Source organism: Sulfurovum lithotrophicum (assembly GCF_000987835.1).
Classification (GTDB): Bacteria; Campylobacterota; Campylobacteria; order Campylobacterales; family Sulfurovaceae; genus Sulfurovum; species Sulfurovum lithotrophicum.
Genome location: NZ_CP011308.1, coordinates 920,644 through 932,464, shown reverse-complemented (window position 1 = coordinate 932,464; position 11,821 = coordinate 920,644). Strand labels below are relative to the sequence as shown.

Below are 11,821 nucleotides of genomic sequence, written 5' to 3'. Positions count from 1 at the left end.
TAAAAATGTCAACTAAAGAATGTAGCTTCTGCTCTGCCCCTGAGAGTGAGGAAAATCCTCTTATTGCCGGAGAAAGTGCATATATCTGTTCAAACTGTGTCATCTCTGCCTACAAGATCCTTTTTGGTGAAGAGGAGCAGGAAGCCGAGATGACCAACCATGAGGCAGTGACCCTTTATACCCCCAAAGAGATCAATGCCATACTCGATGAGTATATCATTGGACAGGAGGGTGCGAAAAAGACACTGTCCGTTGCAGTCTACAACCACTATAAACGTATTTTCAGAAACATTTCCGACGACGATACGCAACTTGCAAAATCGAATGTACTTCTGATAGGGCCTACAGGATCGGGCAAAACCCTCCTGGCGCAGACCATTGCCAGATTTCTCAATGTGCCTATCGCCATTGCGGATGCAACCAACCTCACTGAAGCCGGTTATGTGGGTGAAGATGTGGAGAACATTCTGACCAAACTGCTTATGGAAGCGGACGGTGACCCGCAAAGAGCCGAACAGGGCATCGTTTTCATCGATGAGATCGACAAGATCGCCCGTATGGGAGAAAACCGTTCGATCACACGTGATGTCTCGGGAGAAGGTGTACAGCAGGCACTGCTCAAGCTTATCGAGGGTTCCGTCGTGAACATCCCGCCCAAAGGCGGGCGAAAGCACCCCAACCAGGACTTCATCCAGATCGATACGTCCAACATCCTCTTTATCTGCGGCGGTGCTTTTGACGGGCTCAATGATATCATCAAAAGAAGACTGGGTGGAAATACGCTTGGTTTCGGGCAGGAAAAACGTTCCAAGTCCGAAGAGGAAAATATGCTTCATATGGTCGAATCGGATGATCTCGTCTCTTACGGACTCATACCGGAGCTCATCGGTCGTTTACATATTCTGGCCACATTGGGTAAGATAACAAAAGAGGATATGGTACGTATTTTGACAGAACCGAAGAATTCTCTCGTCAAGCAGTACCAGAGACTCTTTGAGATCGATGACGTAAAACTGAGCTTTGAAGAGGAAGCACTTTCACTGATCGCGCAGAAAGCCATTGACAGGAAAACAGGTGCACGTGGACTACGCTCCATCATGGAAGAGATCCTTCTCAACATCATGTATGACCTGCCCGAACTGGCCGGATATGAAGTGATCATTACCGAAGAGGTTGTACAGAACGGTGCCAAGCCACTCTATATAAAGAATAAAAAAACAGCATAAGCAGCTACAGCAAAGAAAGGATAATCATCGATGTTTAAAAAACTATTAGGCCTGTTCTCAAACGATCTTGCGATCGACCTTGGAACGGCGAACACACTCGTACTTGTCAAAGGACAGGGCATCAGTATCAATGAACCCTCCGTAGTCGCCATACAGTTCGACAAACATGGACAGCAGCGTATCCTTGCTGTAGGTCAGGAAGCCAAAGACATGGTCGGTAAGACACCGGGGAACATCAAAGCGATCCGCCCAATGAGAGACGGGGTCATCGCCGACTTTGAAGTGACCGAGATGATGATCCGTTACTTCATTGAAAAAGCACATAAACGAAAAGGCTGGTTCTCACCGCGTATCATAATCTGTGTACCTTACGGCCTCACACAGGTGGAAAGACGTGCGGTCAAAGACTCTGCAGAGAATGCCGGTGCACGCTATGTCTATCTGATAGAAGAGCCAATGGCTGCTGCCATCGGCGCAGGCATTCCGGTCAAGGACCCCAACGGTAATCTTGTTGTCGATATAGGCGGCGGTACGACAGAGATCGGTGTTATCTCTCTGGGCGGCCTTGTCCTGAGCAAATCAATCCGTGTCGCCGGAGACCACTTCGACCAGTCCATCGTGGACTATGTCAAGAAGAACTTCAACCTTCTGATCGGCGAGCGTATTGCCGAAGAACTCAAGATCAAAATCGGTACGGCTATTCCTCTGGAGGAAGAATTGACAACAACCGTTCGCGGTAGAGACCAGATAGAGGGAAGTCTTGTCGCCATAGAGATTTCCTCTGAACACATCAGAGATGCCATGAAGGACTCTCTTGAAGAGATCGCCAATGCTCTCAAGACAGTCCTGGAACAGACACCGCCGGAACTTGCAGGCGATATTGTCGAAAACGGCATCGTACTGACCGGTGGCGGTGCTCTGATCAGAGGACTTGACAAGTATCTCTCCGATATCGTCAAACTGCCTGTCTATATTGCCGAAGACCCACTCCTGGCTGTGGCAAAAGGAACGGGAAAAGCACTCGATGAGATAGACCTGCTGCAACAGCTGGCATATGAAGACTAGAATAGTCATCATCATCATCCTGCTGGCTATTCTTGCAGGATTGTTGACGAAGAATGATGAACGTATCATGGATCTGCTTCTTGGTACCATCAATCCCATTAAACAAAAATACAAGAACTTCACACAGAACATTGAAGACAAAAGCCAGAGCTATATCTTTCAAAAAGAATCGATTGAAAAACTGAGCCGTGAAAACCGCATTTTACGTAAACGCCTGCTTGAACAGACACATTACATCAAGCAGGTCAAAGATATCTACGATGTCCTCCCCCAGCTCAAAAAACTACCGGCCCATAATATCTCCATTACGGAGACCATCTCCTATGTCAAACTCAACAGTTTTACCCAGATCATACTTACCAAGCCAAAAGAGGTACATGAAGGCAAACTTTACGGCCTGATCCAGGGAACAGTAGCTGCCGGCGTTGCACTCGTGAAGAATAACCAGCTCTACGGATATCTTACTTCAGATGAAAAATGCCGTTTCTCTGTCTTTATCGGCAGAAATTCCGCACCTGGTATCGCTATGGGTTTGAGCAAGAACGAGATGATCATAAAATTCATCCCGAAATGGCACAAGATCCGGAAAGGAGACAAAGTCGTCACCAGCGGTCTTGATAATATCTTCTTTGCCAATGTCCCGGTGGGGATCGTCTCCAAAATCGAGATACAGAGTGCCTATAAGGTCGCCTATATCAAAACCTACAGTGATGTATTCCATCCGAAGACCTTCTTTTTGATCAACGATCCCAAAGCGACTCTGGCACGCAACTTTGACAGATTTCTTACCAGGATACCAAAAGAAAAAGAGTGTATTCAGCCGGCTGATTTGAACCTGACAGATACAAATACTACAGATATGAATGGAATGTTTATCAACTCTGATCGGAACAGAACTTCCGATAACAGGTTGAGCGAAGGGAACCTGAGCGTACCTGTTATCTCCAGTATCCCCACCCGTATCGACCAGACCCAGGAAGAAGTCATTGAACCGGAAGTTCCGATTGAACCACATACGGAACCAGAACCGGAAGCTAAGAAAAAGCATATCATTCAGCGAAAGAAAAAACGTGTGAATCAAAGTCTGGATCTCTTCTAAAAGTGCCTTTTTTAAGGGCATTTTTTGCCTCTTTTTACTATAATATCAAACTAAAAACAAAAGGTATCTCTCCATGCCAAAACGCGACGACATCAAAACAATTTTACTTATCGGTTCAGGACCTATTGTCATTGGACAAGCCTGCGAATTCGACTACTCGGGAACTCAGGCGGCAAAGACGCTCAAAGAGCTCGGATACAGGGTTGTTCTCATCAACTCCAACCCCGCTACCATTATGACCGACCCCGAGTTCGCCCATCGTACCTATATCGAGCCGATCAACGAAGAGGTAATCTCCAAAATCATCAAAAAAGAGAATGTGGATGCTATTCTGCCCACCATGGGTGGACAGACAGCATTGAACGTCGCCATGAGCATGCATGACAAAGGGATGCTTGAAGATGTGGAGTTCCTCGGGGCCAACCCGGCAGCCATCAAAAAAGGTGAGGACAGACAGGAGTTCAAAGAGGCGATGATCAAGATCGGTATGGACCTGCCGATCTCCCAATACGCTTACAATATGGATGAAGCCCTTGACGCAGCAAAAAACATAGGTTTCCCACTCATCATACGTGCTTCCTATACACTGGCAGGTGGTGGTTCCGGCGTTGCCTATAATATGGATGAATTTAAAGAGATCGTCAAAGGCGGCCTTGAAGCCTCACCCATTTCTGAAATTCTCATCGAAGAATCCCTGCTTGGCTGGAAAGAGTACGAGATGGAAGTCATCCGTGACAGAGCAGATAACTGCATCATTGTCTGTTCCATTGAGAACTTCGATCCGATGGGTGTGCATACAGGTGACTCCATCACCATGGCCCCTGCCCTTACACTGACGGACAAAGAGTATCAGCATATGAGAGATGCCTCTTTCAAGATCCTCAGGGAAGTCGGTGTCGATACCGGCGGATCGAACGTACAGTTCTCCATCAACCCGGATACCGGCCGTATGATCGTCATCGAAATGAACCCGAGGGTCAGCCGTTCTTCCGCACTGGCATCCAAAGCAACGGGATACCCTATTGCCAAAGTCGCTACACTTCTGGCTGTCGGATTCACTCTTGATGAAATCACCAATGACATTACAGGCACCCCTGCTTCTTTCGAGCCGGTCATCGACTATATCGTGACCAAACTGCCGCGATTTACTTTCGAGAAATTCCCGATGGCCGATTCTACTCTGACTACAGCTATGAAATCCGTTGGAGAGGTCATGAGTATGGGAAGAACGTTCAAAGAATCCTTCCAGAAAGCACTCTGTTCACTTGAAACAGGTCTGACCGGTTTCAATGAGATCAAGTGTGACGGCGAAACACTGGTCAGGGAGATCCGCCGCTCCAATGCCGAGCGTATGCTTTATGTCTTTGAAGGACTCAGACGAGGCATGAGCGTCGATGCGATCTTCGACCTGTGTAAGATCGACAGATGGTTCCTTTACCAGCTTGAAGAATTGGCCCAACGGGAAAAAGAGATGGATATTGCCCTGCTCTCCGATGCTACACGTCTACGAGAAGTGAAGTCCGAAGGTTTCTCCGATGCCATGATCGCGGAGATTATCAACAAAAAAGAGGGGCTCAGCCTCACTGAGAACGATGTCTACAATGCCAGAGAAAAACTGGATATCGTACTGGAGTACAACGAAGTGGACACCTGTGCCGCAGAATTCAAAGCACTGACACCCTACCTCTACTCTACAACAAACATCACAAAGTTGCCTGACAATCATCCATCCTCCATCATCCATCCTCCATCCGAGGACAAAAAAGTCCTCGTTATCGGCGGTGGACCGAACCGTATCGGCCAGGGTATCGAATTTGACTACTGCTGTGTACATGCGGCATTCGCCCTTGAAGATATGGGTATCAAGTCAATCATGTACAACTGTAACCCCGAAACCGTTTCAACAGACTACGATACATCCGATATCCTCTATTTCGAGCCGATCGACTTCGAGCATGTAAGAAACGTCATCGAGCTTGAAAATCCGGATGGGGTCATCGTTCATTTCGGTGGACAGACACCGCTGAAACTGGCTAAGAACCTGACCGCTATCGGTGCGAAGATATCCGGGACTTCGGCAAAAGTGATCGACCTTGCCGAAGACAGGGAACTCTTCTCAAACTTCATCACCGAGCTCGGACTGAAGCAGCCTGAGAATGGTACAGCCTTTGCCAAAGATGAAGCAATGGCCATTGCCAACCGTATCGGCTACCCTGTTCTTGTACGGCCAAGTTTCGTCCTTGGCGGACGCGGGATGAGAACGGTCTATAACGATGCCGAGCTGAGAGAATATATGGACGAAGCCGTATCTGTCTCCAACGATGCACCTGTACTGATCGATAAATTCCTTGATAATGCCATTGAACTCGATGTCGATGCCATCTGTGACGGCAAAGATGTCTATATCGGCTCGGTCATGCAGCATATCGAAGAAGCCGGTATCCACTCCGGTGACTCCGCCTGTTCACTGCCTCCGGTTTCCATTTCGGATGAACTGGTTGCAGAAGTCAAAGAACAGACGGCAGAGATCGCCCTTGGTCTGGGGGTCGTCGGACTGCTCAATATCCAGTATGCCATTCACAGAGGTGAGATCTACCTGATCGAGGTGAACCCGAGAGCTTCCAGAACCGTACCGTTCGTCTCTAAAGCAACCGGTGTACCGCTTGCCAAAGTGGCTACAAGAGTGATGGTCCAGGGTGACCTGAGAGAGTCTTTGAAATTCTACGATACTTTCAATGTCGTCAACTTTGACAAAAAGATCATGGAACCGAACCTCAAAGGGCATGTCGCAGTCAAAGAAGCGGTATTCCCTTTCAACAAGCTTCCTGGTTCAGACCTTATTCTCGGGCCTGAGATGAAGTCCACAGGTGAAGTTATGGGTATTTCCGAGAACTTCGGTATGAGTTTTGCCAAGTCCCAGTTCGCTTCCAAGAACAACATTCCTCTGGAAGGCAAACTTTTCATCTCCCTCACCGAGATCGATAAACCGCATGCCGGGGAGATCGGTAAAATGTTCACAGATCTCGGATTTGAGATCGTGGCAACTTCGGGAACGCATGCAGCGCTTGAAGCAGCCGGTGTAGCATCGACCAAGGTTCTCAAGATCTCCGAGGGCCGTCCAAATATTGACGATATGATCAAGAACGAAGAGATCGCACTGGCGATCAATACCTCTGACAACAAGGCGAGTAAAGCAGATGCAAAAACAATCCGTCAGTCGGTACTTGCGAACCATGTTGCCTATTTCACCACGCTGGCAGCTGCGAAAGCGACTGCACTGGCGATCAAAGAGCTTAAAGACCAGGACGGATGCCTCGATCCAAAAGCACTGCAGGATTATCTGGCATAAAACATTCATACTCAGCAATATCTTCCATTCCCACGTATGATGTGGGAATGCTTCCTCTATAGAGAGTAATAACATCCTAATACGTTATAATAACATTTTAAAGGAGATATTATGTTCTTTACTTTACTATTGGTTACTTTCATCTTATCCGTTGCAGTATCGTACGGTGTTGTGAGAACGTTTGACAAGCCTGTAGGGGAGATCTTCAGCCGTATCATTCAAGACCCCATCAGCAGTGTATGGCAAAAATATATCAAATTTGCTGCTTATGTCGTCGGTATTTCAGGCGGCGTACGCATATATCAGCTTGAAAGATATATCAGTGCTCCTCACGTCAATATGAAGATACTTGTTTTGACCCCACAGAGATGGACTCTCGAAGTGTATCGTACCATCATAGAGACCTTGCAAAGTCTTGCCTGGATGTATTTGGTCGTTTTCATCTTTGCATTGATCGCTTTTGTTATTGTCAAAGGCTTTGAACTCAAACATCAAAAAAAAGAACAGTGAAAAGTCATAGTGGAACAGAAATGATGCTGAAAAATAAAGTTTTTCTCACCCAGACCGACACTACCATTGGTTTTGTCTCTCAAAATGCAGAGAGACTTACCGAGATCAAGCAGCGCCCTCCCCACAAATATTACATCAAAGCGGTCAATTCACTCAAAACGCTCAAAACATTCACACGTATTCCCTCTAATCATAAAAACAGAGTCAGGCGTGCAAGGAAAAGTACGTTCATCATGCCTGACGGGCATTCATACCGTGTAATCAGAGACACACATCACCTATTGCTTCTCAACCGTCTGCAATGGGCGTACACTACTTCTGCAAATTTAAGCGGTCAACCGTATGATGAGATCTTTGCCAAAGAAGCTGCTGATATTATCGTCACGCCCCTTAAGACAAAGAAGAAACCCTCCATCATCTATAAACTTGGAAAACATACACTACAAAGGATACGCTGATGTCTGTCATCTATGAAAACAAAAATATCCGCATCGAAACGGAAGAAAGTGAAATACCCTGGCTCAAGATCTTTACCCGACACCCCTACAAAGAGATGAGCGAAGTACCTTCGGAGATCAAATTCGAGATCTATGACCTTCTGGATATCATAGAGAAAGCGATGATCGATTATTACAGTCCTGAAAAAATCAATATCGCTTCTTTTGGAAACTATCTGCCGCATGTGCACTGGCATATCATGGCTCGCTTCAAAGAGGACAGTTATTTTCCTGAACCGATGTGGGGAGAAAAACAGAGAGAAGCCACGCTGAGTCTCCCCTCTTTTGATGATTTTTGTCAGAAGCTGAATAGGTTGATAAACTCAATTTAGGGCACCTTTAGTATATTGTCCCTAAAAGAAATGCTATAATAAATAATTACAAATATCTACTTGAGGGATCACAATGATACATGAACTGAAAAATCCTGTCGTAAAAACTCTTTTGAACCATTTACGTGATACGAGCACAGATGCATTTCGTTTTCGTCATATTGTTCATGAGCTTACACGTCTCCTGGTCTATGAGGCACTGGCAAATGAGCCCATGGAGGAAAGAGAGATCGAAACCTGGCAGGGTAAAGACAATTTTCACTTCCTGAGAGAAAAAGACCTTCTTTTTGTCACTGTCCTGCGTGCCGGCCTTCCTATGCTGGAAACCACTATGAACATATTTCCGGAAGCCGAAGCCGGTTTTCTTGCCATGAAACGGGATGAAAAAACACATCAGTCCGTACTTTACTATGACCGTGTTCCCGAAAGCTGTGAAGGCAGGACCGTCATCATCGTCGACCCGATGGTCGCCACAGGAGGTTCACTCTGTGATGCCATTGCCCTCATGAAAACACGATCCCCAAAAAAGATCCTTACCCTCAACCTCATAGGTGCTCCGGAGGGACTGGATATCATCAAACAGAAACATCCTGATATTGAGCTCTACATTGCCCAGATAGACGAAAGGCTCAACGATGACAAATTCATCCTTCCAGGGCTTGGAGATGCAGGAGACCGATCCTACAATACACCGGCATAGCTGTTTTCTCAGCCAAATAGTTTTCTGTAGCGCTTCTTTTTTCTCAGGAACCTTTCCAATTGTTTTTTGATCTCTTTGATCTCTTTTTTCTGATACTTTTTCAGTTCAGGCCGAAGCACCTCTGAAATAAAGATACGCAATGTCGGAGCTTCCTCAATCTTCAGCAACTGTTCGAGCAAAACATCCTGCTGGCAACTGTCATGAAAGTCACCCAGCACCTTCTGGATCTTTTTCATCTCTTTGAGAAGTTTTTTCATCTTCTTTTTTCGATACAGGCCGGCAAAGGTTTCCAGTAAATAACGAAGCTTTTTGTACGAGATACGCAGAGCATGTAACTTCTCTTCTATCTTTCCGGGCTTTTGCTCAAGTGCTTTGATCTGTTTTTTTATTTTCAGAAAACGTCTGTATATTACTTTGTCAGAAAGTTTTTTGATGGTAACATCACTGTCTGAAACAGTGTTGAAGTATTCCCGGCCAAGGTAAGCTTCCCAGGATCGTAAGATATCGCTGCAGGTTTGGCTTAGAAGATACTCCAGAATCTTCCTGTGCTCCTTTTGCAGCATCTCCTTCAGCTGTTTTTTCAAAAGATTCACTGCGTCTTTGTGGGAAACCGCTTCAGCGCTCAAAGTGCATATCCGCCCATACAGTACATCGAGATCACGTTTGGTGTTACTGATATTGATGAGTGTTTTAAGTGCTTTTCTATGCACCAGGATCTGGCCGCTTCTATCGATGGATGAGAACTCCCCCATCAGTACGACCGACCGTCTCACTGCAATCCTGAACTGGTGCAGCACTTCATTGTCATCCTCTTTCAGCACACGTTTGCGGTAGGCATAGATATCTGCAAGCAGATCCTGCAAGATATCTCTAATTATTGAAACAGCATTTTCTTTTTTGCGTATTATCTTCACGCTTGCCTCCGATAATCTATTAATCGATAAAATATTATACCACAGACATGATCCTCACTTTAGCGGTATCTTCCCTTTGCTTCTCCTGGCGATATTGTCACGATAGAGCCACCCACTCTTGATCTTCTCCCTTTCCTCTTTTGAGAGCTGCGGTGTATCATTCCTGCCTGCCTCCGCCAACTGCCGCTCTGCCTCATAGAGTATAAGTGCCGCAGCGACAGAGACATTGAGACTTTGCACCATACCCTGCATAGGGATGATGATCACTGTATCGGCCAAAGAAACTATCTCGGAAGAGACACCCTCTTTTTCATTTCCCATAACGATGATCGTCGGTTTCGTATAGTCCACTTTCCTGAAAGAGACAGCCCTTTCTTCCAAATGGGTCACGACAACCTGATACCCCTTTTTCTGCTTCTCCTGAAGAAACGCTATTTTCTCTTCTGTACCTATACGGATACGTTCAACCCAGCGGTGTGCTCCCTGGGTAATGGTCTTGTGGATACGAAGGTCTTTGTTATTTGCAGTCGTATAGTAAAGATGCTGCACCCCTACGGCATCGCAGGTACGGAGAATGGCTGAAAGGTTTTGGGAACTGTGAACGTCGTCGAGCATCACTTTCAGTACAGGCTGTTTATGACAGAGTATCTGATCTATGCGGTCTATACGGTCCTGATTCGATCGGACACACTCCTCTTTCATATCAGCTCCTACAGAGAAGCCGGGATCGGATAGGTACGTTTCACTTTTCCTACGATCTTCAGGAGCTCTTCTTCTTCGACAATCTCCTTCTCAATCAATTCAAGTGCCAGCTTTTCTATTTTACCCCAGTGTTCCCGTACCAGAGCTTCGGTACGTTCCTGTGCTACACTGGTCCAGTGCAGGAACCGCTCTTCTATCTTCGCTTCAAGGAAATCATCGGCCATCATTACAATGGATTCAATGTTGATCAGCCCCAGTTCTTTGTCCATCCCCAGCGTGGTAAGGGCTGCATAGATATTGACCGAAGCCTGGGAAAGATCGTTCACAGCGCCGCTATCCATCTTCTCTTCTCCGGCTTTGACGATCTTTGACATGCGTCCGGCCATCAGGACACATACATCGTTAAAGATCTCCTCTTTGGTAATGTTGGAGTATTCATCTTCCGCATTGTACGAAACAAACCCGAGCATCTTGCTTCGACGGGATATCGTGACCTGCTCTATCTTTACTTGAGGCATTAAAATGCATGAAAGTACAGCATGTGCCGCCTCATGATAGGCGGTCATTTTGAGTTCTTCTTCCAGATTCTTCACCATTTGTGTCTCTATCTTGTGTCCGTACTTGATGATGTTTATCTGCTCGATGAGAATATCCTCGGTGATCCACTTCTTGCCCTCTTCTATAACATTCAGTGCCGCCATACGCCCAAGTCTGTCTAGCTCCATGGCGCTCATCCCAGTGATATATCGGACGATCCGGTCCACATTGATCTTCGGATCATGCGGTTTTTCAAGTATTTTTTCTATAAAGAATTTTCTGGCATCCTTGTCCAGCTTGGAAACTTCGATGAGAAAATCAAGTTTCTGAGGCGCGGTCAGTACGGGGTCGACATCATCCAGTGATTCTGCCGTTGCGATCGTAAAGACCGTGGGGTCAGACGATTCGATCACTTTGGCGATATCGGAGAACGATACATTCGTAATGGTCCCCTGCAGAACGCCTTTGATATCGATATCTTCGAGAAGAACAACACTGGGAGCATGCCGTGAGGCAAGGTCATATACTTCCTTGATATGGTCGAGTTCAAACAGTTTTGATCCCGAGATCTCCAGATACGAAAAGCCCGCCTCATGAATGAAAGCCTTTGCCAGCATGCTCTTGCCTATGCTTGGCGGACCGTACAGCAGTGCACCTCTGGGCAGCGGTATATCGAAGTCCTTCAGCTTTTCGGGGTCCTGTATGATCTTAATGATAGACCGGAGTCTCTTCTTGACCTCTTTATGTCCCACTACATCATCGAAGGTGATATCGGACCGCTTGAACTTGAGTTTCTCTTTTTCTCTTTTGGATGACATGAGCACCCTTTTTTTTGGATTAACCCGGATTATGCATTAGAATTACTTGAAATCTGCCAAATGCTTGTGCTG

General features: G+C 46.3%; 11 protein-coding genes. 8 read left to right on the top strand and 3 right to left on the bottom strand.

Annotated features, from left to right (window positions below; all coding sequences use genetic code 11):
* Window positions 1-5 precede the first annotated feature (5 nt).
* From clpX to upp, 8 genes are all read left to right on the top strand, one after another.
* Entirely contained in the window at window positions 6-1,226 is a 1,221-nt protein-coding gene (gene clpX, locus YH65_RS04485) for an ATP-dependent Clp protease ATP-binding subunit ClpX (RefSeq protein ID WP_046550816.1), read from the top strand.
* 30 nt (window positions 1,227-1,256) lie between these two features.
* Window positions 1,257-2,291 carry a rod shape-determining protein gene (locus tag YH65_RS04480; RefSeq protein ID WP_046550815.1) on the top strand — a complete coding sequence of 345 codons (1,035 nt, stop codon included), beginning with the start codon at window positions 1,257-1,259 and terminating at the stop codon, window positions 2,289-2,291.
* A complete protein-coding gene (gene mreC / locus YH65_RS04475) occupies window positions 2,281-3,390 on the top strand; it encodes a rod shape-determining protein MreC (protein ID WP_046550814.1) in 1,110 nt (369 codons plus the stop codon). The genes YH65_RS04480 and mreC overlap by 11 nt, the downstream gene beginning before the upstream one ends.
* Before the next feature lie 73 nt (window positions 3,391-3,463).
* Window positions 3,464-6,739, top strand: a complete 3,276-nt coding sequence (gene carB, locus YH65_RS04470) for a carbamoyl-phosphate synthase large subunit (RefSeq protein WP_046550813.1) — start codon at window positions 3,464-3,466, stop codon at window positions 6,737-6,739.
* Between the two features lie 111 nt (window positions 6,740-6,850).
* A complete protein-coding gene (locus YH65_RS04465; protein WP_046550812.1) occupies window positions 6,851-7,249 on the top strand; it encodes a hypothetical protein in 399 nt (132 codons plus the stop codon).
* Window positions 7,246-7,707 (top strand): Sua5/YciO/YrdC/YwlC family protein, encoded by a 462-nt coding sequence (locus YH65_RS04460; protein ID WP_342666064.1) that lies wholly within the window; start codon window positions 7,246-7,248, stop codon window positions 7,705-7,707. Before YH65_RS04465 ends, YH65_RS04460 begins: the two co-directional genes overlap by 4 nt.
* Entirely contained in the window at window positions 7,707-8,078 is a 372-nt protein-coding gene (locus YH65_RS04455) for an HIT family protein (RefSeq protein ID WP_046550811.1), read from the top strand. The genes YH65_RS04460 and YH65_RS04455 overlap by 1 nt, the downstream gene beginning before the upstream one ends.
* 73 nt (window positions 8,079-8,151) lie before the next feature.
* Window positions 8,152-8,778 (top strand): uracil phosphoribosyltransferase, encoded by a 627-nt coding sequence (gene upp / locus YH65_RS04450; RefSeq protein WP_046550810.1) that lies wholly within the window; start codon window positions 8,152-8,154, stop codon window positions 8,776-8,778.
* Window positions 8,779-8,786: 8 nt separating this feature from the next.
* Here upp and YH65_RS04445 read toward each other — a convergent pair whose 3' ends face one another.
* The 3 genes from YH65_RS04445 to YH65_RS04435 are packed head-to-tail and all read right to left on the bottom strand — an operon-like array spanning window position 8,787 to window position 11,749.
* Window positions 8,787-9,692 (bottom strand): CHAD domain-containing protein, encoded by a 906-nt coding sequence (locus tag YH65_RS04445; protein ID WP_046550809.1) that lies wholly within the window; start codon window positions 9,690-9,692, stop codon window positions 8,787-8,789.
* A gap of 54 nt (window positions 9,693-9,746) precedes the next feature.
* A complete protein-coding gene (locus YH65_RS04440; protein ID WP_046550808.1) occupies window positions 9,747-10,394 on the bottom strand; it encodes a TrmH family RNA methyltransferase in 648 nt (215 codons plus the stop codon).
* Between the two features lie 8 nt (window positions 10,395-10,402).
* Window positions 10,403-11,749 (bottom strand): AAA family ATPase, encoded by a 1,347-nt coding sequence (locus tag YH65_RS04435; protein WP_046550807.1) that lies wholly within the window; start codon window positions 11,747-11,749, stop codon window positions 10,403-10,405.
* Between the last annotated feature and the right edge of the window lie 72 nt (window positions 11,750-11,821).